At 59.2% G+C, this 25,587-nt stretch carries 29 protein-coding genes; 12 read left to right on the plus strand and 17 right to left on the minus strand.

The features are described 5' to 3' along the window. The first annotated feature begins 132 nt into the window (after positions 1 to 132). Positions 133 to 873: an acetoacetyl-CoA reductase gene (phbB, locus tag QQJ86_RS15905; RefSeq protein WP_284321945.1), complete on the plus strand. Its 741-nt coding sequence runs from the start codon at positions 133 to 135 to the stop codon at positions 871 to 873. Between the two features lie 21 nt (positions 874 to 894). Here phbB and QQJ86_RS15910 read toward each other — a convergent pair whose 3' ends face one another. Further along, positions 895 to 1,677 (minus strand): tRNA threonylcarbamoyladenosine dehydratase, encoded by a 783-nt coding sequence (locus QQJ86_RS15910; protein WP_284321946.1) that lies wholly within the window; start codon positions 1,675 to 1,677, stop codon positions 895 to 897. Positions 1,678 to 1,823: 146 nt separating this feature from the next. On the opposite strand from QQJ86_RS15910, the gene QQJ86_RS15915 reads away from it, so the two are divergent. Beyond that, a complete protein-coding gene (locus tag QQJ86_RS15915; protein WP_284321947.1) occupies positions 1,824 to 2,213 on the plus strand; it encodes a cytochrome C in 390 nt (129 codons plus the stop codon). A gap of 47 nt (positions 2,214 to 2,260) precedes the next feature. Here QQJ86_RS15915 and QQJ86_RS15920 read toward each other — a convergent pair whose 3' ends face one another. From QQJ86_RS15920 to QQJ86_RS15955, 8 genes are all read right to left on the minus strand, one after another. Beyond that, positions 2,261 to 3,871 carry a glycosyltransferase family 39 protein gene (locus QQJ86_RS15920; RefSeq protein ID WP_284321948.1) on the minus strand — a complete coding sequence of 537 codons (1,611 nt, stop codon included), beginning with the start codon at positions 3,869 to 3,871 and terminating at the stop codon, positions 2,261 to 2,263. A 186-nt stretch (positions 3,872 to 4,057) separates the two neighbouring features. Further along, on the minus strand, positions 4,058 to 4,360 hold the full coding sequence (locus tag QQJ86_RS15925; RefSeq protein ID WP_284321949.1) for an Mpo1-like protein: 303 nt from the start codon (positions 4,358 to 4,360) through the stop codon (positions 4,058 to 4,060). A gap of 70 nt (positions 4,361 to 4,430) precedes the next feature. Continuing rightward, complete coding sequence (locus tag QQJ86_RS15930; RefSeq protein WP_284321950.1) at positions 4,431 to 5,306, minus strand: pirin family protein; 876 nt, start codon at positions 5,304 to 5,306, stop codon at positions 4,431 to 4,433. Between the two features lie 13 nt (positions 5,307 to 5,319). Then, positions 5,320 to 6,378, minus strand: coding sequence for an NADH:flavin oxidoreductase/NADH oxidase (locus QQJ86_RS15935; RefSeq protein ID WP_284321951.1), 1,059 nt, complete (start codon positions 6,376 to 6,378; stop codon positions 5,320 to 5,322). Positions 6,379 to 6,432: 54 nt separating this feature from the next. Further along, positions 6,433 to 7,329 (minus strand): alpha/beta hydrolase family protein, encoded by an 897-nt coding sequence (locus QQJ86_RS15940; protein WP_284321952.1) that lies wholly within the window; start codon positions 7,327 to 7,329, stop codon positions 6,433 to 6,435. 72 nt (positions 7,330 to 7,401) lie between these two features. Further along, on the minus strand, positions 7,402 to 7,614 hold the full coding sequence (locus QQJ86_RS15945; RefSeq protein ID WP_284321953.1) for a cold-shock protein: 213 nt from the start codon (positions 7,612 to 7,614) through the stop codon (positions 7,402 to 7,404). Between the two features lie 273 nt (positions 7,615 to 7,887). Beyond that, complete coding sequence (locus QQJ86_RS15950) at positions 7,888 to 8,097, minus strand: cold-shock protein (protein ID WP_284321954.1); 210 nt, start codon at positions 8,095 to 8,097, stop codon at positions 7,888 to 7,890. A gap of 292 nt (positions 8,098 to 8,389) precedes the next feature. Then, positions 8,390 to 8,599: a cold-shock protein gene (locus QQJ86_RS15955; protein WP_115479759.1), complete on the minus strand. Its 210-nt coding sequence runs from the start codon at positions 8,597 to 8,599 to the stop codon at positions 8,390 to 8,392. Between the two features lie 284 nt (positions 8,600 to 8,883). On the opposite strand from QQJ86_RS15955, the gene QQJ86_RS15960 reads away from it, so the two are divergent. Further along, entirely contained in the window at positions 8,884 to 9,279 is a 396-nt protein-coding gene (locus tag QQJ86_RS15960; RefSeq protein ID WP_284321955.1) for a hypothetical protein, read from the plus strand. Positions 9,280 to 9,281: 2 nt separating this feature from the next. On the opposite strand, the gene QQJ86_RS15965 is transcribed toward QQJ86_RS15960, so the two are convergent. Then, the gene (locus tag QQJ86_RS15965) at positions 9,282 to 10,541 is read right to left on the minus strand and encodes a winged helix-turn-helix domain-containing protein (RefSeq protein WP_284321956.1); all 1,260 of its coding nucleotides are present in this window, start codon (positions 10,539 to 10,541) and stop codon (positions 9,282 to 9,284) included. 149 nt (positions 10,542 to 10,690) lie between these two features. On the opposite strand from QQJ86_RS15965, the gene QQJ86_RS15970 reads away from it, so the two are divergent. Together QQJ86_RS15970 and QQJ86_RS15975 are read left to right on the plus strand one after the other, a co-directional pair. After that, the gene (locus QQJ86_RS15970) at positions 10,691 to 11,101 is read left to right on the plus strand and encodes a hypothetical protein (RefSeq protein WP_284321957.1); all 411 of its coding nucleotides are present in this window, start codon (positions 10,691 to 10,693) and stop codon (positions 11,099 to 11,101) included. A 122-nt stretch (positions 11,102 to 11,223) separates the two neighbouring features. After that, the gene (locus QQJ86_RS15975; protein WP_284321958.1) at positions 11,224 to 12,306 is read left to right on the plus strand and encodes a phospholipase A; all 1,083 of its coding nucleotides are present in this window, start codon (positions 11,224 to 11,226) and stop codon (positions 12,304 to 12,306) included. Positions 12,307 to 12,501: 195 nt separating this feature from the next. On the opposite strand, the gene QQJ86_RS15980 is transcribed toward QQJ86_RS15975, so the two are convergent. Beyond that, a complete protein-coding gene (locus QQJ86_RS15980) occupies positions 12,502 to 12,984 on the minus strand; it encodes an FKBP-type peptidyl-prolyl cis-trans isomerase (protein WP_284321959.1) in 483 nt (160 codons plus the stop codon). 127 nt (positions 12,985 to 13,111) lie between these two features. On the opposite strand from QQJ86_RS15980, the gene QQJ86_RS15985 reads away from it, so the two are divergent. Together QQJ86_RS15985 and dacB are read left to right on the plus strand one after the other, a co-directional pair. After that, a complete protein-coding gene (locus tag QQJ86_RS15985; RefSeq protein WP_284321960.1) occupies positions 13,112 to 14,449 on the plus strand; it encodes an MATE family efflux transporter in 1,338 nt (445 codons plus the stop codon). A 39-nt stretch (positions 14,450 to 14,488) separates the two neighbouring features. Further along, positions 14,489 to 16,039, plus strand: a complete 1,551-nt coding sequence (gene dacB / locus QQJ86_RS15990) for a D-alanyl-D-alanine carboxypeptidase/D-alanyl-D-alanine endopeptidase (RefSeq protein ID WP_284321961.1) — start codon at positions 14,489 to 14,491, stop codon at positions 16,037 to 16,039. Positions 16,040 to 16,145: 106 nt separating this feature from the next. Here the strand turns inward: dacB and QQJ86_RS15995 are convergent, their stop codons facing one another. Beyond that, a complete protein-coding gene (locus tag QQJ86_RS15995; protein ID WP_284321962.1) occupies positions 16,146 to 16,622 on the minus strand; it encodes a glutathione peroxidase in 477 nt (158 codons plus the stop codon). A gap of 97 nt (positions 16,623 to 16,719) precedes the next feature. On the opposite strand from QQJ86_RS15995, the gene QQJ86_RS16000 reads away from it, so the two are divergent. From QQJ86_RS16000 to QQJ86_RS16010, 3 genes are all read left to right on the plus strand, one after another. Then, a complete protein-coding gene (locus QQJ86_RS16000) occupies positions 16,720 to 17,730 on the plus strand; it encodes a methionine ABC transporter ATP-binding protein (protein WP_284321963.1) in 1,011 nt (336 codons plus the stop codon). Further along, positions 17,727 to 18,419, plus strand: coding sequence for a methionine ABC transporter permease (locus QQJ86_RS16005; protein ID WP_284321964.1), 693 nt, complete (start codon positions 17,727 to 17,729; stop codon positions 18,417 to 18,419). The genes QQJ86_RS16000 and QQJ86_RS16005 overlap by 4 nt, the downstream gene beginning before the upstream one ends. A 75-nt stretch (positions 18,420 to 18,494) precedes the next feature. Further along, positions 18,495 to 19,292, plus strand: a complete 798-nt coding sequence (locus QQJ86_RS16010) for a MetQ/NlpA family ABC transporter substrate-binding protein (RefSeq protein ID WP_284321965.1) — start codon at positions 18,495 to 18,497, stop codon at positions 19,290 to 19,292. A 131-nt stretch (positions 19,293 to 19,423) separates the two neighbouring features. Here QQJ86_RS16010 and pncB read toward each other — a convergent pair whose 3' ends face one another. Beyond that, the gene (gene pncB, locus QQJ86_RS16015; RefSeq protein ID WP_284321966.1) at positions 19,424 to 20,623 is read right to left on the minus strand and encodes a nicotinate phosphoribosyltransferase; all 1,200 of its coding nucleotides are present in this window, start codon (positions 20,621 to 20,623) and stop codon (positions 19,424 to 19,426) included. A 383-nt stretch (positions 20,624 to 21,006) separates the two neighbouring features. On the opposite strand from pncB, the gene QQJ86_RS16020 reads away from it, so the two are divergent. After that, positions 21,007 to 21,819: a c-type cytochrome gene (locus QQJ86_RS16020; RefSeq protein WP_284321967.1), complete on the plus strand. Its 813-nt coding sequence runs from the start codon at positions 21,007 to 21,009 to the stop codon at positions 21,817 to 21,819. Between the two features lie 19 nt (positions 21,820 to 21,838). Further along, the gene (locus QQJ86_RS16025) at positions 21,839 to 22,666 is read left to right on the plus strand and encodes a DUF72 domain-containing protein (protein ID WP_284321968.1); all 828 of its coding nucleotides are present in this window, start codon (positions 21,839 to 21,841) and stop codon (positions 22,664 to 22,666) included. Here QQJ86_RS16025 and QQJ86_RS16030 read toward each other — a convergent pair. The 4 genes from QQJ86_RS16030 to QQJ86_RS16045 form a co-directional block, all read right to left on the minus strand. Beyond that, on the minus strand, positions 22,653 to 23,726 hold the full coding sequence (locus QQJ86_RS16030; RefSeq protein WP_284321969.1) for an aminopeptidase: 1,074 nt from the start codon (positions 23,724 to 23,726) through the stop codon (positions 22,653 to 22,655). The two genes, QQJ86_RS16025 and QQJ86_RS16030, sit on opposite strands and share 14 nt — an antisense overlap. A 27-nt stretch (positions 23,727 to 23,753) precedes the next feature. After that, positions 23,754 to 24,110, minus strand: coding sequence for a hypothetical protein (locus QQJ86_RS16035; protein ID WP_284321970.1), 357 nt, complete (start codon positions 24,108 to 24,110; stop codon positions 23,754 to 23,756). A gap of 141 nt (positions 24,111 to 24,251) precedes the next feature. Further along, positions 24,252 to 24,887 carry a hypothetical protein gene (locus QQJ86_RS16040; protein ID WP_284321971.1) on the minus strand — a complete coding sequence of 212 codons (636 nt, stop codon included), beginning with the start codon at positions 24,885 to 24,887 and terminating at the stop codon, positions 24,252 to 24,254. A 79-nt stretch (positions 24,888 to 24,966) separates the two neighbouring features. Beyond that, the gene (locus tag QQJ86_RS16045) at positions 24,967 to 25,575 is read right to left on the minus strand and encodes a rhomboid family intramembrane serine protease (RefSeq protein WP_284321972.1); all 609 of its coding nucleotides are present in this window, start codon (positions 25,573 to 25,575) and stop codon (positions 24,967 to 24,969) included. Between the last annotated feature and the right edge of the window lie 12 nt (positions 25,576 to 25,587).

The raw sequence follows: 25,587 nt of genomic DNA on the forward strand, positions 1-25,587 counted from the left end.
TATAACGAACCGATGCGCAGTCGTACCGTGATGCCGAGAACCGCTATGCCTTCATGATGTCTGCGTATAACCTCAACCGGTTCGCGCAACTTGCGCGGGGCCTATTACGTAGACATTACAAGGAGATCACGCATGACACAGCGTACGGCACTCGTCACGGGCGGCACCGGCGGCATTGGTACCGCCATCGTGCGGCACTTGGCCAAACAGGGACATAAAGTTGTCACGAACTACCGTGATGAAGCCAAGGCCCAGGCTTGGCACCATGCAATGAAGCAGGACGGCATTGAGGTCACCCTGGTGGCGGGCGATGTGACTGATCCGGCTTCCTGCGAAAACATGATCAACGCCATCCACCACAAGGTCGGCCCGGTGGAGATCCTGGTCAACAATGCCGGCATCACTCGCGACACCACTTTCCACAAGATGACCTACCAGCAGTGGATGGACGTGGTGAACACCAACCTCAACGCCTGCTTCAACGTCACCCGCCCGGTGATCGAGGACATGCGCACCCGCAAATGGGGCCGCATCGTGCAAATCAGCTCCATCAACGGCTTGAAGGGCCAATACGGACAGGCCAACTACGCAGCGGCCAAGGCTGGCATGCATGGCTTCACCATTTCACTGGCGCAGGAGAACGCCAGGTTCGGCATTACCGTGAACACGGTTTCGCCGGGCTATGTCGCTACTGACATGGTGATGGCGGTGCCGGAGGAAGTGCGCGAGAAGATCATCGCGCAGATCCCGGTAGGGCGCCTTGGCACACCGGAAGAAATAGCCCACGCGGTGGTGTTCCTCACTACCGATGAAACCAGCTGGATCACCGGCACGAATCTGAAGATCAACGGTGGGCAATACATGGGTTGGTAAACCGGAGCTGATAAAACGGGACTAACGTTCCAGCAACTTTTCCAGCACTTTGCCGACCGCTGCGAAAGCAAACGCGCCGGTGACATGCGTGGCGGCCCCCAAGCCGCCACCGCAAGCAAGATTCAACGAATCTCCGCCGGGTGGCCGTGTGCCGCACACGGTGCCATCCGGTTGCGGGTACTGCACGTTCTGCAGCGAATACACCGCCGAAACGCCGAAGTAGCGATCCGGATTGCGCGGAAAGCCGAAATCCTGGCGGAGCTTTTTGCGGATCAGGCTGAACATGGCGTCGTGCTCGGTGCGCGAAAGATCGCGCACACGAATCTGCGTGGGATCGGTGCGACCACCGGCCGACCCCACCGTTACCATCGGCAGCTTGCGGCGGCGGCACCAGGCGATGGCTTCCAGCTTTACGCGGAACGCATCGCAGGCATCTAACACCACGTCGTAACCACGATCGAGCAGTTCGTCCAACGCTGCGGGGGTAAGAAAACGCTCGATCGCCTCCAGCCGAATTGCCGGATTGATCGCATGCGCACGCGCCGCGATCACGCCTACTTTGGGCTTGCCGTATTCACCATCCAGCGCGTGCAACTGGCGGTTGGTGTTGGACACGCACACTTCATCCGCGTCGATCAACGTAAGTCGCCCTACGCCGGAACGCGCCAGCGCCTCCGCCGCCCAGGAGCCGACACCGCCAATGCCAATCACACAGACATGCTTGTGCATCAGGTGCGCGACGCTGCCGGCGCCGTACAACCGCTCGACACCTTCAAAACGCTCGGTGGGATACGCACCGCTCATGGGCAGCCACCGGCTGCCGTTTCAGGAACGCAAGGAGTCACGCTGATACCAGGTTCGAAAAGACCCCCTATTTTACCTGGCCTAAGGGACTCCAAAGCAGCCTGGGGGTATTCTCCAAGCCCAATGCCCTTCGGAAAGGAAAAGCAATGCGCGCAGCGCTTCTGATCGTGCTCGGCTTGGTCATCGGCATCATCGGCACCGTGTTCACCATGCGCGCGCTGAGCGAGCGAAATCCGTTCCCGGAGGCACTGATGGTGACCATGGGTTTCCATCGTCACCAGTTGCAGCAGGCGGTGAAGGGACAACGCTGCGAAGCCGCTGCAAATCTCGATCAGCTGCAGCATATGCAGATGATTGCGGCGGATATCCCTGCCGTCTTTCCGGATGCGCCGCAACCATTCAACGAAATCGCCACGCACCTACGCAGCGCCTTGCAGTCGGCGACTCAGGCTGCACCGGCGGATTGCCCGGCCCTGGCCGCGGCGCTTAAGCCGGTGGACGAAGCGTGCCACCAATGTCACCAGCAATTCCGCTGATGCAGGTTGGGGTTTGCACCCTAATCCATGGATTAATTCGGCACGGACTAATTCGGCTCGACTTCGTCAGGCGCAGGGAACATCAGAATGGTGATTTCCTTGCCCTGAGGAATTTCCACCACTGGCGTGCCGAGCGCGGCTACGCGGTTCTTGAAATCCGACAGCTCTTCGCGCTGCCCTAGCGCCGAGCGTCCGTTCACCGCCCATACGCGGCTGCCTTGCCGCCAGCGCGCCAGCGCTTCGTCCAGTTGCGAAGTGACCAGCGTGGTGGATTCGAGCGGAAGCTCGCCCTTCGGATGCAACACCGAGAGCATGGTGGGTGCATTTGGATCGCCGGTGAACACGGTATCGCCGGGCCGCACGTTGGCCGCCAGCGTCGCAGCCGCCATGTCCCAGCGCGGCTTGGTCTCCATGCGATAGACCGGCCCCAGGTTCACTACACCCAACAGCAACAGCAGCGTCGCAGCCATAGCCCACGCCCGGCGCGGCAGCACATCCGCACCCAGTCCCACCAGTACGAAGAACGGCACCGCACTCCATAGCACGTAGCGAGGGAGCAGCATCGACTTGAACAACGAGATACTCAGGATCAAGAGCGGCAGCACCAACACGCTCAACAACAGCACACGGCCTTGCAGCTTCGCACGCATGCGGAACAGGCCCATGCATCCAGCCAAAGCCACCATGGCTCCAAGCAAAGGTACCGCCGTGTGCATCAGATCGAACTTGACCACCGCCACCATGCGCATCAGATAGACGCTGCCGGCCACCACCCACATGTGCTGCCAGCTCATCTGCGGAATCCAGTCGAACTTCTGCAGCATGTGCCCGTCGCTGGCTGCAAAAATCGCGGCGTAGAAAGGAGCCGTGCAGGCGATGATCGCTATGACGCTCCCTATCCAGTTCCGACAAAAAGCTCGCGCGCTGGACAAGTCAGCGAGACTGCGCCAGATCAGCAACAAGGAAAGGTTGGATGCGATCAGCCACGGCACTGCATCCCCAAGCACGTCCAGCGCTGCGATCGTGCTAAGCACGTAGGCGCCCCAGCCCATCCGATCGGCGTCCGAGCGACGCACATCAATCGATGCGCGCAACGGTTGTTCCGCAAGTCGCAGCAAGCCCCAAAGGGCCACTGCGATCAGCAACGTCACCAGCGTGTAGGAACGCGCTTCTTGTCCGTACTGCACCTGCAATGGCGACAACGCCATCAACAAACCGGCAACGATGCCTGCGTTGCGGCTGCCAATGCGACTGGCGATAACGAACACCATGCCCGCCGACATCGCACCGAACAACGCCGAGGGAATGCGCAACCAGTCATCACCGGTGCCAAAGAAGGGAGACACCACCCGCAGCAGCAAGAAATAAGTCGGCATGTGCCGATTGGTGAAGCTGTCGGCCATTAGTCCGCTCAGGCCAAGATGAATGCGCTGCAGCGTCAATGCTTCGTCCAGCCACAGCGGTTGATGGTCGATGCGAAACAACCGCGCCATCAAGCCAAGCAGCACGATCGCCAGCATCCACGCCATGTTTGAGCGTGCTTGCGTCCAGGATCTTTTGTGGACCACCGATGAGCCGGCCAAGCCTGCACTATCTTCAAGCGCATGACGCCGATACGAAGCATCCGTGCGTATCGCAGAAGTGACGATTTCGTTCATGCGCCGACAATCCCGCTATCGAACTCGAGCAGAGAGCCCGAAATGTAACGCGCGCGCCATGGATCGGTTGTCTGGCTTATATGACACGTTGGTGCACATTCAGGCGAAAAAGATTGCGGCGTGACTTGTGGCACACCTGCCCTTGCTTTGATACCGAGAAAGTGAGCTTGCGCGAAACCTACGCAATTAAATTTTTACTTTTCCGCGCAACACTTCCCAATACATCACCCAGTCCCCCATCAAGCTATACAACGGATGGCGAAACGTGGCCGGCCTATTTTTCTCGAATGCGAAATGGCCGATCCATGCGAATCCATAACCCACGACTGGCGCCAGCCACAACCACACTAGCTGGCCCGAGCCGAGGGCAAACACCACAATCAAAAGCACCAGCGAGCTGCCGATGAAATGCAGGCGGCGGCAACGGCGATCGCGGTGTTCGTTGAGGTAGTAAGGATAGAAATCGCGAAAGCTGGCGAACGCGGACATGACGGGTCTCCACTACGTTCCATCACATCCAGCGTAATCCAGCCAGCTCGCGCATGCATGCTGCATGACGTCACGCCGGCAGCGGAATGAATTCCTCTTCGTCGCCCACTACTTTGTCGAAACGCTGCGCGGCCCAGTCTGCCTTGGCCTGCTCGATACGCTCGCGTGAACTCGATACGAAGTTCCACCAAAGGTGCCGCTCGCCATCCAACGGCGCGCCGCCGAAGAACATCACGCGGCTGTCGATCTTCGCGCGCACAGCAGGAGCGGATGAGCCCGTCTGCACAGCCATCTGCGCCGGCCCAAGAGCGAGATCGCCCCAACTTACCTCGCCTTCGATCACGTGCACGCCGCGTTCGGCATGCTCTTCCGGCAGTGGGATTTCGGCCCCTGCTTCCAGGCGCGCTTCAATGAAGAACATCGGTGCAAACACTTTTACCGGCGATGCGCTGCCATAAGCGGTGCCTGCGATCAGCGCCAGCTCCGCGCCGGGCTTGCGAATGCGCGGCAGGCTCGCGGCATCGTGATGATGGAACTCGGGCGCCACTTCTTCGTGTTCTTTCGGCAGGGCCACCCAAACCTGGATGCCATGCATGCGTTGTCCGCTCTTGCGCGCATCCGGCGGGGTACGTTCCGAATGGGCGATGCCACGGCCGGCGGTCATCCAGTTCACCGCGCCGGGTGTGATATCGGCCACGCTGCCAACGCTGTCGCGATGACGAATGCTGCCCTCAAACAACCATGTGACGGTAGCCAGGCCGATATGCGGATGCGGCCTCACGTCCAGGCCTTTACCTGGCGCAAAGTCTGCGGGTCCCATGTGGTCGTAGAACACGAACGGTCCAACATGGCGGGCCAACAGCACCGGCAACATGCGCCGTACGACGAAGCCATCGCCGAGATCGTGCAGACGGGCGTTTTCGATCAGGGTTGGCGTGGCTTGCATGCGCGTGTTCCGTTTACCAGGCGCGTTGATATTGCGCCGGTGGCGTAAGGGTTGCACCTAGTTCCTGTGCAGCACGGCGTGGGAAATACGGATCGCGCAGACTGGCGCGCGCGATCAGCACCACATCCGCCGCACCACCCGCGATGATGCCATCCGCCTGCGCCGGCTCGGTAATCAGGCCGACCGCGCCGGTAGCGATGCCGGCCTCCTGTCGAATACGCGCCGCAAACGGCACCTGATAACCGGGACCAAGCGGAATCTTTACATGCGGTACCAGGCCGCCGCTGGAGACGTCGACCAGATCCACGCCAAGTGCGGATAGCTGGCTCGCCAGGCGCACGCTATCGTCGATGGTCCAGCCGTGATCCGCCCAGTCCGTCGCGGAGATGCGCAGCCAAAGCGGCAAATGGTCCGGCCACACTTCGCGCACGGCTGCAATCACTTCCCGCACCAGGTGCGTGCGGTTCTCGAAACTGCCGCCATAGGCGTCACTGCGTTGATTGCTCAGCGGCGACAGGAACTGATGCAGCAGATAGCCATGCGCACCATGCAGTTCGATCAGTTTGAAGCCAGCTTCCTTCGCGCGCACCGCTGCCGCGCGAAAATCCGCTACGACCTTGCGTATGCCATCGCTATCCAGGGCTTGCGGCACATGCCAGTCCTGGTCAAACGGAATCGCCGAGGGCGCCACGGTTTGCCACGCGCCTTGCTCCGCAGTCAGCGGACCACCGCCTTCCCACGGACGCAACACGCTGGCCTTGCGCCCCGCATGCGCCAGCTGTATGCCCGGAACAGCGCCTTGTTCGGCGATGAATGCAGCAATGGGTCGCCACGCATCAACGTGTTTACCGTTCCAGATGCCGGCGTCGTGGGCAGAAATGCGACCTTCCGGCGATACCGCACTAGCTTCTGTAATCACCACACCCGCACCACCCACAGCCCGGCTGCCAAGATGCGCGGCATGCCATTGATTCGGCACACCGTCGTGCGCGGAGTATTGGCACATCGGCGAGATCACGATGCGATTGCGCAGCGTCAGGCTTCGCTGGGCATAGGGTTCGAACAGCTTCATGGCGGCACCGTCACGACTAACGAAACCGTCAACATGGCGGCGATTGAAAGATCATCAAGTACGGGTATCGGAAGACGTGTCCATCCAGTCCACCCATTGCGCAGCGATGCCATCGGGCACTTTCATCCAGGTGAAATGATCCGCAGCCTGCCCCGCCAGCTGATCCGGGGTGACAATCCCGACGTGCTTTATTGCCCGCGGCATCTTCTCCAGCAGCCAAGCCAGAGAAGCCGATGGGGCAAGCCAGTCGTCACGCAGGCGCAATGCCAGTACCGGCAAGTGCAATGCCGCAAGCTGCTGTTCGAAATCGACCGCCATGCCGTGCGCGGCATAGTGCCCGGTGCGCCCGCTGCGCGACCAATCCGCAATCACACCACGCGCTTCGTTGCCACCAAAGCCAAGACGTCTTCCCGGCAGATAGCCAAGCAGTTGCGACAGCGGAGTGACCAACGCGAACGCTGCAAGAAGCCATGGCGCATACGCAAAGGTTCGCCAATAAGGCGCTCCACTCGCTACCAGCGCGATGCCGGCAACCTCATCGCTATGAAGGCTGGCATAGAGACACGCCAGCTGACCGCCAAGACTGTGGCCGCCAATCCATACCGTTGCTTGCGGCCAGCGTGCACGGGCCTCACGCATACCTGCTGCCACATCCGCCTCAAGCAACTGGCGATAATTCCAGTCACTGCGTCGGCCGGCACGATGATCGCTGGAGCCGATACCACGCCATTCGTGCAAAGCCATCGCAATGCCATGCGCGGCAAACGCTTCCGCCAAGGGTAGATAGTGTTTCGCTGGCACGCCCATGGCAGGCAGCCAATACATCACCCGCTTTGGATAATCGAAGGGCTGCACGCAGATCAATTCGCTGCGCGCACCGTCTGTCGCCACGACAGGCGTAATGAGGGTGGAGATGGAATGCGTCGAAGACGAATCAGGAAAGGCGGACATTGGCTCAGCATAACCTAGAGATACAAAAAGGCCGGCGAGTACGCCGGCCTTCAAGTCATTAAGCGCCAAAGACTAACCCGTGGTCACTTCATCCGCCTGTAACCCCTTTTGTCCTTGCACCACTTTGAACTCGACCTTCTGGCCTTCTTTCAGGCTCTTGAAACCATTGCCCTGGATTGCACGGAAATGCACGAACACATCGGGGCCATTGGCGCGGCTGATAAAACCGAAACCCTTGGCATCGTTAAACCATTTCACTGTGCCTGTTTCGCGTTGTTCCGACATAAATCACTCCGTATTCAAACATCGAACTTTTGAGACCAGTCGGCCCGCCCGAGCCGACGGCTTACTGGGCATGCCGAGATCGGGTGGGAGCATGCGGGTTCAAAACCGCATGGCGAACGCGCCTAACCGAGCAGACACAGTAAACACAGGATAATCACTTCCGTGAAATGAAATGTGATGGGAAATTCACGCGACAGACTCGCTTGGACACCCGCCCAGAAACGAAAAAAGCCAGGCTAAAAGCCTGGCTTTTCCGCCATTGGAATAACCGGGTCAGAGCACCGATACATCTTCCGCTTGCAAGCCTTTCGGTCCCTGCTTTACCTCGAACTGGACTTTCTGGCCTTCCTTCAGTGTTCGGAAGCCGTCGCCCTTGATCGATTTGAAATGCACAAACAGGTCACCGCCTTTGTCACTACTGATGAACCCGTATCCCTTGGCGTCGTTGAACCACTTGACTGTGCCCGTTGCCTTATCCGACATGACTTACCCCATCCATTCAAGCGCTAACTTTAAGAAAACCGCTGCCCACCCGAGCAAGCGGCTACCGGCACGCCGATATCCCAATCGCACGCTTCGCCATACATGCTTAGCGAACACGCAGTTGCCGGCCAGCCAGTGGCGCAAAGCATAGTGATTTTCGTGAATCGATATGTGATGGAAAATTCACGCGCCCAATCACATTCGCTAATCGCAGCTTTAATTTGCGCGCACAAAAAAGCCGGGCATTAGCCCGGCTTTTTTTAAATCGATCTATCTCGATCTATCTTGGCAATTAGGCCGGAATCACTTCATCGGCTTGCAGACCCTTCTGGCCCTGCACCACCTTGAAGCTCACCTTTTGGCCTTCCTGCAGGCTCTTGAAGCCATTGCCCTGGATCGCGCGGAAATGCACGAAAACATCCGGGCCATTGTCGCGGCTGATGAAGCCGAAACCTTTGGCATCGTTGAACCATTTGACGGTACCGATCTGACGATCAGACATTGTTGCTCACTCCAAACTCAAGTTTTCAAACATACAAAAGAGACTCGGCCCCGCAAGCGGAGCCTGCTTACTGGTGTGCAAAGGAAAACCCAAGGGGGTGAAGCGATGAGGCAGATCGTAATCAGCTGCATCGGGTCACGTGACTCTGGTGACCTGGCAAACACAGTGTGCGCATCATACCCGCAAATGAAGGCGTAAAGCGACTAGGCATTCAGGAGCCGTCTTTAATGCCCAACGGGTATGCTTAACGTGATCAATTGTGATGACTTTGTGAATGATGATCCATGAAACAAGATAATGCGACAGGTATCTTTCGATGGACTGACCTGGCCAGAACGGGGCTTTTGGTATCCACCCTGTTTCTTTTCGGATGCAGCCACGCGGTTAAAAAACCCGTCCCGCCCGCCACTTCCGTCTCCCCAGCCATCACTGGCATCGCCCCCTGCGATACCTATCTGAACACCTATCTCGCTTGCCACCGCGCGGCCGGCACCTACCCGGCTGATGCGCTGCAAACGCACTACCAGGCGATGCGCGACACGCTGCTGCAGGAAGCCGGCGATCCTGGCGTACGCCCGTATCTGGCCAGCCGCTGCGAGGGGCTGACCCAGCAATTGCACGATGCCCTGCAAAGCCGTGCCTGTACCGACCCGGCTTCCGGCGGCCCAACCCCGCATTGACGTCAACCACGCCAGTGCGCGCGTAATGCAGATGCCACCTGCGCGGGACGGCATCGTCCAAGTCGGATCTTGGGCGTGCCATGCCAGACCGCGGTCGTCGCGATCGCTTGCGCCATGTCCGCCAGCATCCGCTCGGTCGGCGTCACACCCTCTTCCAGAAACAAGGCTTTGACCTCGAACACGCCTTCAGCCCGATGCGCTTTGGCATCAAGGCGCCCAATCAACCGTCCGCGATGCAGAATCGGCAGAACGTAGTACCCGTAACGCCGCTTGGCCGCAGGCACGTAGCATTCGATCGTGTAATCGAAATCGAACATGGCACGCACGCGCGCTCGATCCCACACGAGTGGATCGAAAGGCGAAAGCAACGCGGTATGCGTTGCGCGCAAACGGCCCTCACGCGCGCTATCCAGCAACGCAGCATGATCACGATGCACGTATGCGGCGCTATCCCAACCAGCCACCTCCACGCGCAACAAATCACCGGATGACACCAACGGGGCAAGTTCGCGTTCGTCCACCGCGGGCTTCAGGCGGAAATAGTCGGCAATCCATCGCGCTTGTGTGATACCAAGCGCGCGCACGCTATCGAGAATGAAATGCTTCCGCAGCGTATCCCGGGACAAACTCGATACTGAAGCATTGATCGGCGGATCCAATTTGGCCAGCACGCGTTCGGCCAGGTCGTACACGCGCTGGAAGCGTTCCCGACGCGTCACCATCAATTCGCCGGAAGCAAACCATGCTTCCAGCCAGCGCTTTTCCGGCTTCCACTCCCACCAGCCCGAAACACCGCGATCCGCACGTTCGAAATCGGAAGCGCGCACCGGCCCAGAAGCGCGTACGCGTTCGAGCAAGGCATGCATTTCCTGCAAGTTGGCGTCGCGTGCACGCGCCGCATGCTTATCCGCCCAATGATTGCTTTCCGCCTGTGCACGCCATGACCGATGCAGGCCGATGTCGGCTGCGGTAACAAAACAAGCTTCGTGTGCCCAGCATTCGGCAATACGCCCGGATTCTAGCGATTCTTCCAACCAAGCTTGCGGGTAATCGCCTAGTCGCGCGTACAACACCAGATAAGGACTGCGTGCGACGACATGAATGCTGTCAATCTGCAGCAAGCGCATGCGCTGGATCGTGGCGATAAGATCTTCGCGCCGTGCGCGTCGACGTGGTGCTTGCAGTAATCCTTGCGCCGCCAACTGCAACACTCGCGCCTTAGAGAGTGTTAGAGCTTTCTTGCCCAGTAAGAGTTCATTCAAAAGAAGAAACCTTCACTTAATGGTGACATGCCTATTTTGCTGGCATTTAAAGCTGCATTGCTAACGTGCATTTGCAGCTTGGTGGGTCGACGAGCAATGCCAACGGCAACCTTGCAGGCCTATATCAAGCGCTGCACGGAGCCCTCGCAATGAAAAAACGCATCTCTACATTGTTCTGTATCTTCGGCACAAGCCTGCTTATGGCAGGGTCCGCACTGGCGCAAACGCAAAGCCAACCGATGCCGACACAGCCGGCACCATCCACCCAAACTACGACCAGCCCGACACCGTCCACTACGCCTTCATCCTCGGCCGCTACTGGCAACAGCGCGACGTACAACACGTCACAGGGCCAGGTCACCATCAATTCCACGGTACCTACCACTCAGCCTGCCATGTCGCCCCCATCGTTCGAGCAACTGGCGAACGGCAAGAAGTACATCACCAAGGACGATGCCAATGCGTATCCGCCACTGGCCAATGACTTCCTGTACGCATCCAACAATGGAAGCCGCATCTCCAAAGCGCAATACGAGCATTGGTTGAAAGACCTGAGATAAATAACCTTCTTTCAATCACCCGTTATGCCGGCCATCCTTCGATGGCCGGCTTTTTTTGTACTCGCACACAAGGTGGCTAGACTTGGCACAGCCGCGCCCGGATTGGCGCTCGGGGAGCTTCCATGAATTATCGGATCAGCTGTCTATTGTTAGGCGTAAGCGCCAGCTTGGGATTCTCGCCGCTGCACGCTCAGCACATCGATCCCGCCGACATCAAGGCTTGCACAGGCATCAACAGCGACGCACAGCGGCTTATCTGCTACGACCGCGCCACTGGGCGCACTCAAATGCCCGCTGCACAGAAACGCATCACGCCGAGTGCTACGCAGGACACCGCTGCTTTTCATCGCGAACGCGAAACCGCTGCTGCAACCGGCAACGTGTCTCCACCGCTTTCGCTGCTGGACAGCCGCTGGGAGCTTTCACCAGACAGCAAGTTAGGTACGTTCAACCTGCGTGGTTATCAACCCATTTACGTGCTGCCATTCTTCGGTACCACGCACCAGAACAACCTGCCGTACAGCCCGAATCCGGTTAACGCGGTGCAGATGCCGACGGGCATGCAGAATATAGAGGGTAAGTTCCAGCTCAGCTTGAAAACCAAGATCTGGCAAGGTGTATTCGGCGACACGGGCGATCTGTGGGTGGGGTACACCCAGGATTCTTATTGGCAGGTTTACAACGCCAAGCATTCCCGCCCGTTCCGCGAGACCGATTATCAGCCCGAGGCCATGCTGGTGTTCAACACCGATTACCAGGTATTCGGCTGGGACGGACGGTTGCTCAGCATCGGCCTCAATCACCAATCCAATGGTCAATCCGATCCGCTCTCCCGCAGCTGGAACCGCGTGATGGCGCAGATCGGTTTCGAACGCGCGAATTGGACGATCATGTTCCGCCCGTGGTGGCGCATTCCCGAACAGGCCAAAGACGATAACAATCCGGACATCAGCAATTACATCGGCCGTGCGGATGTGCAAGTCATCCACGAATGGCAAGGCCAGGAATTCAGCTTGATGCTGCGCGACTCACTGCGCGGCGGTAGCCACCAGCACGGCGCGGCGCGCTTTACCTGGAGCTTCCCGCTAGCTGGCAACTTCCGCGGGTACATGGAGCTGTTCAAAGGCGATGGCGAGAACATACTCGACTACAACCACAACGCCACGTATCTGGGTGTAGGGGTTTCGTTGCTGGACTGGTACTGAGCCCTGTTTCTTTTTCCGACTACGAAACTGCCTTGGTGAATCCCTCTCCCTACGGGAGAGGGTGCCGAGAGGCGGGTGAGGGTTCGGGCGAAGCGCGATGCCATCGTCTTGCGCAAGTAGTGACAATCACGCGCTGATCGCACCCTCACCCCAACCCCTCTCCCGAGGGGAGAGGGGCTCGATCTGCACTTCGGATCAGTGATGATGCCCACCCGGCCCATGCACATGCCCGTGCGCCAGTTCTTCCGCACTCGCTTCGCGCACTTCGGTCACATGAATGTCGAAATGCAGCGTCTGTCCGGCCAGGGGATGGTTGCCGTCGATATGCACGGTCTCGCCGTCGACCTGGGTGACGGTGACATGCACCACGCCCTGCGGGCCGTGAGCCTGGAACTGCATACCAGGCTGAATATCGTCAACGCCTTGGAATGCTTCGCGCGGCACCGCCTGCACCAGTTCGGCGTGATGTACACCGTAGCCTTCAGCGGGAGCGACTTCGACCTTGAATTGGTCGCCGGCCACGCGGCCAGTCATTGCCTTTTCCAGGCCCGGCACGATCTGGCCGGTGCCGTGCAGGTAGGTCAGCGGCTCGCGCCCTTCGGAGCTATCGAGGACCTGGCCGTTGTCGTCGGTAAGCGTGTAGTGAAAGGAGGCAACGGAATTTTCGGCGATCTGCATGGTGGTCTCGCTGTTTATGGATACGCGCCGACCTTTGCCGACGACGGAATGCGTAAGGGTAACACCTCACCCCAGTTTGCCGCCCAAAACGTGCCAGAATGCGCCGGCAATCGCCCCCAACTCCCCCATGACGACACTACTCGAAGCCTGGCGCCATCGCGCGACGCACCGGCAGGTGTGGGCGCTGGCCACACCGATGATTCTTTCCAACCTCACCGTACCCCTGGTGTCGCTGGTGGACAGCACCGTGGCCGGTCATCTGCCGCATACGCAGGATCTGGCTGCAGTCACCGTAGGCAGCGCGGTGTACGCGCTACCGGTGTGGAGCCTGGGCTTTCTACGCATGGGCACGACCGGTTTCGCCGCCCAAGCCAAAGGCGCGAACGATGCTTCCGCGCTGCGCACCGTGCAGACACAGGCACTTCTGCTTGCTGCCGTGCTTGGCGTGCTGGTGGGCTTGCTGATGGTTCCGGCACTGCCGTGGCTGGTGGCCGAGATGCATGCGACGCCGCTGATGGCAGGACGCGCGCTCGATTACCTGCACTTGCGCCTGTTCGGCCTGCCGGCGGCGCTGCTCAACTATGCGTTGGCAGGGTGGTTCATCGGTGCACAGCGCGCACGCACCACACTTGCGTTGTTGCTGGTCACGAATCTGGTGAACATCGCCTTGAACTTGCTGTTCGTGCCGCTGCTCGGATGGGGCGTGCCAGGCATTGCGCTGGCATCGGTAGTCGGCGAGTGGTGCGGCGCACTTTATGGCCTGTGGCGGGCGCTCCAGGTCGTGCGCGGCCTGGACGCTCACGTCGACTGGCAAACCTTGCGCGCATGGCGGCAGTGGCTGCCCCTATTGCGCGTGAACCGCGACATCTTCCTGCGTACGCTGGCCTTGGAAGGCGTGTTCTTCAGCCTTTCGCTGCTGGGCGCACGCCTGGGCGATGCCACAGTTGCCGCGAACGCGCTGCTGCTAAACGGATTGATGCTGACCGCCTTCGGCCTTGATGGCTTGGCCAATGCGGTCGAAGCGCTATGCGGACATGCCATCGGCGCCCGCGACCATCACGCCTTGCGTCGCGCTCTTGTCGTGGCGGGAGGATGGTCGTTGATCGGCAGCATAGGCTATGCGTTGCTCTTCGGCAGTGCCGGCCATTTGTTCGTCGACCTGCAGACTAATCTGCCCGAAGTGCGCGATGCCGCCTACCGCTACCTGCCATGGCTGACGGCGCTGCCGATCGTGGGGATGTGGAGCTATCTGCTGGATGGTCTGTTCATTGGCGCAACGCGCGCACGCGAAATGCGCGACAGCATGCTGATGTCCGTGCTGTTCTTCGCCTTGCTTGCATGGCTCACGCGCAGCCTGGGCAACGAGGGTTTGTGGCTGACGTTCCTGGCCTTCATGACCGTGCGCGGGCTGAGCCTGGCATGGCTTGGTTTGCGTATTCGCCGACGCCGCGCGTGGATTGCATGAGCTATTGCGCAAGACGTGGCTTGGGCAATACTTAGCCTCATGACTTTCGCTTCTTTTCGCCCCGCGTTACGCATCAGCACGGCTTGCTTGGCGCTGGCCTTGTTCGCCAATGCATCTTTGCATGCTGAAAATGCATCCACTGCGATAACTACTCCGCAGCAGCTTGCATCGGCCATCGATGAGCAGATCAGCGACCCACGCTTCGCTTCCGCCAGCTGGGGCATTGCCGTGATATCGCTGGATACCGGTCATGCGTTGTACGCACATGATGCGAATCGGCTACTGCAACCCGCTTCCACCGCCAAGCTGTACACCGCCGCGCTGGTGCTCGACACCATCGGCACCGACTACCGTATCCCCACGCAGCTGCTTGCTACGCGTCCGGTTGCACAAGGTCGCTTGGAAGGGCCGCTGATCTTGCGCGGCATGGGCGATCCCTCGCTCGGCACACCCGGCACCAACATGGACTGGGCCGACCAGCTGGCCGAACAACTTGCCGCCAGCGGTGTGCATGACGTGCAAGGCGACCTGATCGCGGACGATAGCTACTTCCAGGGTCCGCAAATCGGCTCCGGATGGGAGGCGCGTGACCTGCAGAGTTGGTTCGCCGTACCCGCTTCAGCCTTGAGCGTGCAGGAGAACGTGGTCGATCTCACGGTGCGCGCGTCGGACGCGCCGGGTCGTCCAGCATCGCTGATGTTCGACCCGCCGGGCGCCATGACGCGGGTGGTAAACCACCTGGCCACCGGCGCCCACGGCACGCACAGCGATATCAATCTCTATCGCGCGCCGGGCGATCCGACCTTGTACGCCTTCGGCAACATTCCGGCGCAAGCGGAGTCGCAAACCTTCAAGCTCGCGATCGCCGACCCCGCCTGGTATGCCGGCACGCGGCTGCGCGAAGCACTGGAACGGCATGGCGTGCATGTCCAGGGCGGACTGCGTGTGCGACATTGGCCCGAGCAGAACACGGCGGACATCGAGAAAGCCGTAGTGCTGGCGCAAGTGCTTTCACCGCCGGTGATGGACATCCTTTCGCGCGGTTTGAAGCGTTCGCAGAATCTGTATCTGCAGAACCTGTTGCAGATCGCAGGCGTCAAAGCGCAGGCCAACGCAGAACAGTCCGGCGACCCGCCATCCGGCTTTTTGAGCAGCGAAGCCTGGGGCACGCGCGCGCTCAAAGCATTGCTGGATCGCATCGGCATTGCATCCGGTGCAGCGCAGATCGAGGAAGGCGCGGGGCTATCACGGCAGGATCTGTCCACACCCGATGCCATGGTGCATCTTCTGACCTATCTGGCTGGTCAGCCCTATGGTGCGCAACTACGTGATGCGCTGCCGTCCGCAGGCGTGGACGGCACACTCGAATGGCGCATGCGCAACTCGGCTGCGGCGGACAATGTGCATGCCAAGACCGGCAGCATGAACAACGTGCGCTGCCTCGTCGGCTACGTGACAACGGCAGCGGGCGAACGACTGGCGTTCGCCATCATGCTGAACAATTTCGTGCGTGGAGAGGACGAGCCGAGTCCGAGCCGCACGCTGGATGCGATTGTGGAGTTGCTGGCGGAGTTTCAGGGGCATAGCTGAAGCCGTGGACGTAGGCTGCCGTGAAAGTCGTCTTACCTCAGGGCCGCCATTCCCAGGTTCTCTTTATCATGGCAAGTGCCGTGCTGTTGCCCCGACCTACGCGGACTCAGCGCTTCGCCAAATCCTTCTCGATCTTCTCCGGCGCATCGTTCGGCGCATAGCGCTTCACCACATTGCCATCCGTATCGACCAGGAACTTGGTGAAGTTCCACTTGATCGACTCGCTCCCCAGCAACCCCTTGGCCTCTTTCTTCAGCCATTGATAGAGCGGATGCGTCTTGTCGCCGTTCACCTCGATCTTGGCGAACATCGGAAAGGTCACGTCATACGTCGTCGAGCAGAACTGCTTGATCTCTTCCTCGTTACCCGGTTCCTGGTGACCAAACTGGTCACAGGGAAAGCCCAGCACGGCCAGCCCTTGGTCTTGATGCTTGCGCCACAGCTCCTCCAAACCCTTGTACTGCGGGGTGAAGCCGCACTTGGAGGCCACATTGACGATCAACAAGGTCTTGCCACGCCAATCGCCGAGCGAGCGCTCGGTGCCGTCGATGTCGCGCGCGCTGAAGTCGTATACGGTGGTCATGTCGTCGCTCCGGTCATATCGATATGGCAGTCTACTTCAGACCCCAGCCCGCCATGTGGCATAAAATGGTTTCTTTCGACTCCAGACTAGGCTTGCCGTGATCCGCTTCATCGATGTCCACAAATCCTACCGGGTCGAAGGCAAGGACATTCCGGCGCTGGAGCCTTTCAGCCTGGAGATCGCGGATGGCGAAGTATTCGGCATCATCGGCCATTCCGGCGCAGGCAAATCCACCCTCATCCGCCTGATCAACCTGCTGGAGCGCCCGAGTGGTGGACGCATCCTGATCGGCAACACTGAGATGACCGCACTGCACGACGATGCCCTGCGCGAGGCACGGCAAGGCATCGGCATGATCTTCCAGCACTTCAACCTGCTCTCTTCGCAGACAGTGGTGGAAAACATCGCCTTTCCAATGCGCTTGGCCGGCAACAAGGATGCAAAAGCGATTCGTGCGCGCGTCGACGAACTGTTGCAACGCGTAGGTTTGACCGCGCATGCAAACAAGTATCCATCGCAGCTTTCCGGCGGACAGAAACAGCGCGTGGGCATTGCACGCGCCCTGGCCAATCGCCCTTCCATCCTGCTGTGCGACGAAGCCACCAGCGCGCTCGATCCGCAGACCACTGCATCGGTGCTGGAACTGCTCGCGGAAATCAATCGCGAACTGAAGCTCACCATCGTGCTGATCACGCATGAAATGGACGTGGTACGTCGCGTATGCGATCGCGTGGCCGTACTGGACGCCGGGCGGATCGTGGAACACGGCACGGTTGCGGATGTCTTTCTGCATCCGCAGCACGCCACCACACGTCGCTTCGTCAACGAAGCACTACCCGAAGAAGCCGCGGGCGAACACCTGCCCTACGAAAATGTACCGGGCCGCATCCTGCGCTTGTCGTTCCGCGGCGAAGCCACCTGGTCCCCGACGCTGGGGCGCGTAACACGCGAAACCGGCGTGGATTTCAACATCCTGGCCGGACGCATCGACCGCATCAAGGATCTGCCCTACGGCCAGCTCACATTGGCCATGCAGGGCGATAACGTGGATACCGCTTTGCGCTCGCTGCGCGAAGCGGGCATCGAAGTGGAGGAACTTGCCCGATGATCGCCGCCCACCTTTCCCCGCTGCACACGCTGTTTCCCAATATCGACGACTGGGGTGAAATGGGCCAAGCGTGCATCGATACGCTGCTGATGCTGGGCGGCTCGCTGCTGCTGACGGTGGTCATCGGCTTGCCGCTGGGCGTGCTGCTGTTCCTTACCGGAAAAGGTCAATTGCATGCCATGCCCAAGCTCTACGGCGCGCTGTCTTTGGTCGTGAACGTGCTGCGTTCGATTCCTTTCATCATCCTGATGATCGTGCTGATGCCGATAACCTACATACTGGTCGGTACCAAGCTTGGCATTCGCGGTGCGATTCCGCCGTTGGTGATCGGTGCCGCACCGTTCTTTGCGCGTCTGGTTGAAACCTCGTTGCGCGAAGTGGAGCGTGGAGTGATTGAAGCCTCGCAAGCGATGGGCGCTACCACTTGGCAAATCGTGCGCCACGTACTACTGCCCGAAGCGCGCGCCGGTCTTTGGGCCGGTGTGACGGTCACCGCCATTGCGCTGGTCGGTTACACCGCCATGGGCGGCGCGATCGGCGCGGGCGGGCTGGGCGATCTGGCCTATCGCTACGGTTACCTCAGCTACAAATCCGACTACATGGTGGTAACGGTGTTGCTGCTGATCGTACTCGTCCAGCTTTTGCAGATGCTGGGCGATCGCATCGTGGCGCATTACAGCCGACGCTAAGTCCTGCGCAGCGCAGGTTTTTTGCATCCGGCCGTATGGACGGCTATTCTGGCCTGCCGCACAAGGATTGCTCCCATGAAAAAGCTGATGGTTCTCCTGGCTGCTGCCCTGCTCGTGGCCGGCTGCTCATCCTCCGGCTCCGGCGACGCCGGCAACCAGACGCTGATTGTGGCCGCCACCGCGGTGCCGCATGCGGAGATCCTCAAGGAAGTGAAGCCGATCCTCGCGAAGGAAGGCGTGAATCTGGAGATCAAGGTGTTCGCCGACTACGTGCAGCCCAATCTGCAGGTGGACGAAAAAACCATCGACGTGAACTACTTCCAAACCAAACCTTATCTGGATGCCTTCAACCGCGAGCGGAAAACCAACCTGATCATCATTGCCGGCGTGCACATCGAGCCGTTCGGAGCGTACTCGCACAAGCTCAAATCCATCGATCAGCTGGCCGACGGCGCCACTGTTGCGATCCCTAATGATCCGAGCAACAACAGCCGCGCTTTGCTACTGCTCGCCAAGCACGGTCTGATCACGCTGAAAGATCCCAACGACGAGCTGGCGACCACCAAGGACATCACTGCCAATCCCAAGAACCTGAAGTTCAAGGAACTGGAAGCGGCGATGCTGCCACGCACATTGGATGAAGTGGATCTGGCGCTGATCAATACCAATTACGCGCTAGCCGCCGGCTTGAATCCGACCAAGGATGCGCTGCTGATCGAGAGCAAGGATTCACCCTACGTGAATTACCTGGTGGGGCGTCCGGACAACAAGGACGATCCGCGCGTGCAGAAACTGGCGCAGGCGTTGACCAGTCCGGAAGTGAAGAGCTTTATCGAGCAGAAATATCACGGCGCTGTGTTGCCGGCGTTCTGATACCTAGCGTTACCACTGCGCGCTCCATGTGCCGTCATTCCCGCGAAAGCGGGAATCCAGTTTGTTCTGATGCAAAAGCAAAGATGGATTCCCGCTTTCGCGGGAATGACGACCATGGGGAGATATATGGGTTATACGGCAGATTCCGCCTCCACCAGCACCGGAATATCGAACACCTGCCGCAAGTAAGCGATATAAGCATCGTCCTCGCACATGTTCTTACCCGGCGAATCGCTGAGCTTGGCCACCGGCTGCCCATTGCAGCGAACCATCTTGATCACGATGTTGAGTGGCGTTGGACCAACGTCGTTGGTGAGATTGGTGCCCACGCCGAAGGCCAGCTGGCATCGGCCATGGAAGTGCTTGAACAGCTTCATCACCTTTGGAATATCCAGGCTGTCGCTGAATACCAGCACCTTGCTGCGCGGATCGACGCGGTTGGCCTGGTAATGCGCCAGCACGCGCTCGCCCCAGGCAAAGGGATCGCCTGAATCATGCCGCGTGCCGTCGAACAGCTTGCAGAAATACATGTCGAAATCGCGCAGGAAGGCGGTAAGGCCGTAGACGTCCGATAAGGCGATGCCCAGGTCCCCGCGATACTCCTTCGCCCATGCCTCCAACGCCGCAATTTGCGAATCGCGCAGACGCGGCCCCAGCGCCTGATGCGCCTGCAGGTATTCGTGCGCCAGCGTGCCCAGTGGACGCAGGCCTAGTTGCCACGCCAACCATACGTTGCTGGTGCCGGTCAGTTGCGCGCCCAGACCTTCACGTAGCGTCGCGACCACTTCCCGATGCCATTCATGCGAGAAGCGCCTGCGCGTGCCGTAGTCCGCAATGCGGCACTCCTCGTAGCCAGGCGTTCCATGTAGCAGCGCGATCTTCTCCTTCAGCCGGCGACGCCCTTCGGCGAGATCCAGGCCAGGATGCGTATTGCGGAAATACACCTCGTTGACGATCGCCAGCAACGGCACTTCAAACAAGATGGTGTGCAGCCAAGGGCCGCAAATGCGTATGTCGATCTCGCCGTTGTTCAAGGGCGAGGGAACAATGTCCACGTATTTCGTGTTGAGCTGGAACAGACCGAGGAAGTCGACGAAATCGCTCTTGATGAAGCGCCAGGAGCGCAGGTAATCAAGCTCTTGCTCGGTAAAGCGCAGGCTGCACAGCGCATCCAGCTCCTCTCGGATTTCATCGATATACGGCACCAGGTTGACACCAGGGTTGCGACACTTGAAGCGGTACTCCACCTGCGCAGCAGGATATTGATGCAGCACCACCTGCATCATGGAGAATTTGTAAAGATCGGTATCGAGCAGAGAGCTAACGATCATGGAGTGTCCATGTCGGAGGAAGAAACATCGCGCATGGCGCGGCACTCGCAGATTATCTCGCTGAAGCCCTTGCCATGAATAGCTGGGAGAGATTTAGCAAAGCTAAAAAAAGATAAAACCCCGGCAGCCAGGGGAATAACTGCCGGGGTTTGCTAGGCCGTGTTCCGGGGGGAGGGTAAACTAGGAACCGGCCCCTGGATGTCACGATGTGTTGTGGCATCCGGTCGTCGCCTCACGGCGATACGAATGCTTAGTGCGTCCGACGCGAACGAAGTTCAAGTGACCGATCGAAACGAGATGAATCGGTTCAGCTTTCCGAAAGCATTGCACCAACTGTTTCATCTGCATCCTTTCCAACTACTTGTCAGTACAAGGCCATAAGCATGCTGCGTCGCTGTCTTGCCCTGTTCGTGCTGTGCTTCGCTCTGCCGATCCATGCGGCCGATCTGAGCATCGATGCCGGCCACGGTGCGCATATTTTGACCACTGCTCAATTGCTGGTACGCGCCGATGTGCAGAACGTGACGATTCCCGATGACGTCGCCTTCCATCGCACAATGGAATATCGCGCCGTGCCGCTGCGCGCTCTGCTACCGGAACTTGCGCATGGCGATCGTTTGAAATTTGTTGCGAACGACGGTTTCTCGGTCGACATCGCGGCAGATGCCATTCTCAATCAGGCAGGCGCGCAAGCATGGCTTGCGATTGAGGACCCGCGGCACGTATGGCCATCGCTGCCCAATAACAAGGGCGATGCCGGTCCTTTCTATGTGGTGTGGACACATCCAACGGCAGCCAACATCAGCAGCGAGCAATGGCCTTACCAATTGGCACGCATCCAACGCACGCAAGATGTAGCTTCCCGCTTTCCAGCCATCACACCTGCAGCTTCCGTGCCTGCTGACAGCCCCGTTCGACAGGGCTATGCCGTGTTCCAACGCACCTGCTTCGCCTGCCACACACTCAATGGCGAGGGTGATGCCCGCATGGGACCGGACCTCAATATTCCGCACAGCCCCACCGAGTACCTCAGCTCGGACACGCTGCGCGCATTCATCCGCAATCCGCAGTCTCTGCGACGCTGGCCGGAAGGAAAGATGACCGGCTTCCCCACACAGGCGTTACTGTCGGACGCGGATCTGGATGCGGTGATCGCCTACTTGAAGTACATGGCGCAACATAAAGCGGAGAAGTAACCCGCGGAGCACTTGAACCATGGAACTGTTCGACGAACATCCCCGACCGGTAAACGGTATTCGCGTCGGCATCGGTGGCTGGACTTTCGCGCCATGGCGCGACAACTTCTATCCGAAAGGTCTCGTGCAGCGGCGCGAACTGGAGTACGCCAGCCGCAAACTCACCGCAATCGAAGTCAACGGCACGTATTACGGGACGCAGAAGCCCTCAACGTATGCAAAATGGGCTGCTGAAACGCCAGAAGGTTTCGTGTTCTCAGCCAAGGCGCCGATGCGCATCATGCAATCGCGCAAGCTGGAGAAAACTAGGCCCCAGATTGAGGACTTCCTGGGCGGCATCATCTCGCTGGGCGATCGGCTCGGCCCGATCGTGTGGCAATTCGACGCCAACGAGAATGTGCAGCGCGACAGTTTCGCCGAATTCCTCGATTTGTTGCCGAAGCAGATCGAAGCACGCACGTTGCGCCATGTGCTGGACGTACGCGATCCGGAGTTCGTCAATGCCGATTACCTCGAGCTAGTACGCAAGCATGGCATGGCGACAGTGTTCACCGATTCACCCGACTATCCATCCTTTGCCAATGTGACCGCGGATTTCGTCTACGCGCGGCTTATGCGTTCCCGCAGCAACGTGACGACGGGCTACGGCAGCAAGGAACTCGATGGCTGGGCGAAGCGTGCCCACGCATGGGCGAGCGGAGCACAACCGACAGATCTTCCTTACCTTGATGCAGAACGTGCGCCGCAACGCAAGCGCGATGTCTTCGTTTTCTTCATCAGCGCAGCGAAGGAGCGCAACCCGGCCGCAGCGATGGCGTTGATCGAGCGACTTCCTAATTTTTGCTGACGTCCAGCAAGGCTCGCAAGCTTTTCTCGCGTTCGGCTTTAGGCTCTTTTGCCAATTCACGAACACGCTTGAAGAACTGCGGCCACTGTTCCCCTGCTTGCTTGAACAGCACGGCAAACGCCGGCGTCCATTGATCGTAAAGGCCGAACGGCAGCAAGGTAGCATTGTTGATCGGCTGCGCCACCCATTTGTCGTAACGGTGATCGTTTGGCCAATGCTGGTCACGCCACTTGGCATAACGCGCACGAAAATCTTCGATCTCGCGCTGCTTGCCTTCCGCCATTTCGTGTTCGTCCGCACCGCTGACATACAGTTTTTTCAGGCGATCACGCAGGTCGAGCACCAACGAGGTAAATCCATCCTCCATGGCCTGCTCATGATCGTCGCCGACCGGCTCGCCACGCGAACGATGCCACACGCGCAAACCCTCTTCTTCCACGAACATGGCATAGCTTTCATTGAAAGCAGTATCGCCTTTCATGTAGATCTTCTGATGCGCAAGTTCATGGAAGATCGTGCCGACCAGTTCGTCGTCGTCCCAGCGCAGCATGCTGCTGAGGATGGGGTCGGAAAACCAACCGAGCGTCGAATAAGCCGAAACACCGCCGATGTACACGTCATAGCCATGTGCACGAAGGTGGTCCGCACCTGCCCTCGCCTTCTGCTCATCGAACCAGCCTCGATAAGCCACGCAGCCGGCAATAGGAAAACATTGCGGCACGGCTTCTACCGAGAAACGCGGCGTGGCATAGACGTTCCACACCACATAAGGACGGTGCAGTTGAACGTAATAGGTATAGCTTCGGTTGCGCGGTAGATCGAGCCGATCCGAGGCGAATTGTCGTGCCTGCTGGGAAAGTTGCAGACGCGTTGCCAGCTTGGGATCCGTCGCAGGGTCGGCAACCACCTTGCGCACCGAACGGCGCTGCAACAGCAACGCGCCCTCGCCATGCGTGACGTGCGCGTAGTAGCGGAGATCGGCACAGGCACCAAGCACGGCGACCACCATGACGCAGACTATCGAACGGATGGCGAACAAACGAATGCGGGGACGAATCATCCCCGCATTCTGACGCAAGAGCCGAATTTAGTGGCTGTGGTAGCCCGAACTGCTATGACCGCTGGCATGACCACCGCCATGCCAGCTGTGACCGCCACCACCATGCCAGTCATGCCCATGATCGCCATGTCCCCAGTAACGTCCACGGCCGCCGTAGTAGTAGATGCCGCCGTAGTAACCGTAAGGGTAATAGCCGTAGCCGTACGGATAGCCGTAATACGGATAGTCGTAGACCACAGCCGGACCGCTTCCGTAGTAGGCGTCTCCCACGTAGCCGTTGCTTTGTACGTAGCTGTAGCCTGGCGCCACATAGCAGCCGGAAAGCAAACTGATCAGGCCAACCAGTATCAGGCCGGCAAGCACGCGTTTCAGTGGGATGTTCATGGTGGGGACTCCATGCGCTCTACGATGTTACGGTAGTCCTGCTGCGCTAAATGCGCACTGAGCAGAATCTGTACTGCAAAGCGGAGGCCGGGCCGCATACAGCGGCCCGGCCTTTTCGGTAAAAAAACGCTAACGGCTCTTTCAGGTTTTACCGCCCTTGGATTGATCGCCGCGCGCACGCGACGAATGATGCAACGGACCTTGAGCCTGATTGTCGCCGTGCTGTGCGCTGCCGTTGACGGTGGCCGGGGCCGATTGGGCACCAGGCCAGGCCGGTCCTCGTTTCACGCGCTCCTGCTTTGCCTGCAGCAACGCCTGGATATGGGCAACCGCATCCTCGGGGCTGATATGAACGGCTTCGCCGGAAACAGCGCTTGGAGCGGGAGCAGGCGTCCGCGGGTCTGACTTCGCCTTCGCGGGCTTGCTAGGCGCTCGCTGCTCAGTGGCCGGCGCAAGCGTTGCTGCCGGGCGAACGGCTTTGACTTTCGCAATTGGCGCCTTGCTGACCGTCTTTTCCTGTTTCTTCGCTGCAGGCAATGCTGGCTTGCTGGCTACCGTTTTCTTTACCGCCTTCGTGGCAGGCGTTTTCTTGGCAGCTGCTTTCACTGTCTTGGGTGCTGCTTTCTTTGCAGTCTTTTTGACGGCAACGATTTTTTTCGCCGTTTTCTTGCGAGCCGAAACAGGTTTGCCGGCAGGTTTCTTCCTGGTCGAGCCGGCAGCTTGGGATGCCTTGCGGGCCGCGGGTTTCTTCGCGGCAGACTTGCGCGTCGTTGCCATGCGTACGTACTCCAGCGGTGATCGGTAGCGATCATCATCGCGAAGTGCATGTGATCGGCAAGTGCCGATCGTTTGTTTCTTACATTCTCGGCTGCGACATCAATCCGAGGAAATGCGGCAGCACGGCCGGATTCGCCAGCACGGTAAACACTACGCCATAGGCCGCGCCCCACAGGTGGGCGCTATGGTTGACGTTATCCCGCCCGTGCTGATCCATGTAGATCGAATAAGCCACGTACAGCACCGCGTAGATGATCGCCGGCACTGGCAGAACCAACACGTAAATGCGTGCCCATGGCGCGTAGAGGATAAAAGCGAACACCGCTGCGGACACTGCGCCGGAGGCACCCAGGCTGCGATAGTTCGCATTGCGCCGGTTCTTCAGATAGGTAGGCAGAATCGACACGATCAGCCCGCCTAGATAGAACAGCGCAAAGCCAAAGGATCCCAGCGTCTGCGCATAAATCGGCTCGATCGCCCGGCCGAAGAAAAACAGCGTCATCATGTTGAACAGCAAGTGCATTGGATCGGCATGGATGAAGCCATAGGTCGCCAGCCGGTAATACTCGCCTTTGCGCTCGATCGCGGGCGGCCACAGGATCAGATCGTCCACCAACTTCCTATTGTTGAAGGCCATGAAGGAGACGATGCAGGTGGCGGCAAGGATGATTAGCGTTGTAATCGGCATATGACGAATCCG

It is taken from the genome of Dyella acidisoli (assembly GCF_030160295.1).
Lineage (GTDB): Bacteria > Pseudomonadota > Gammaproteobacteria > Xanthomonadales > Rhodanobacteraceae > Dyella_B > Dyella_B acidisoli.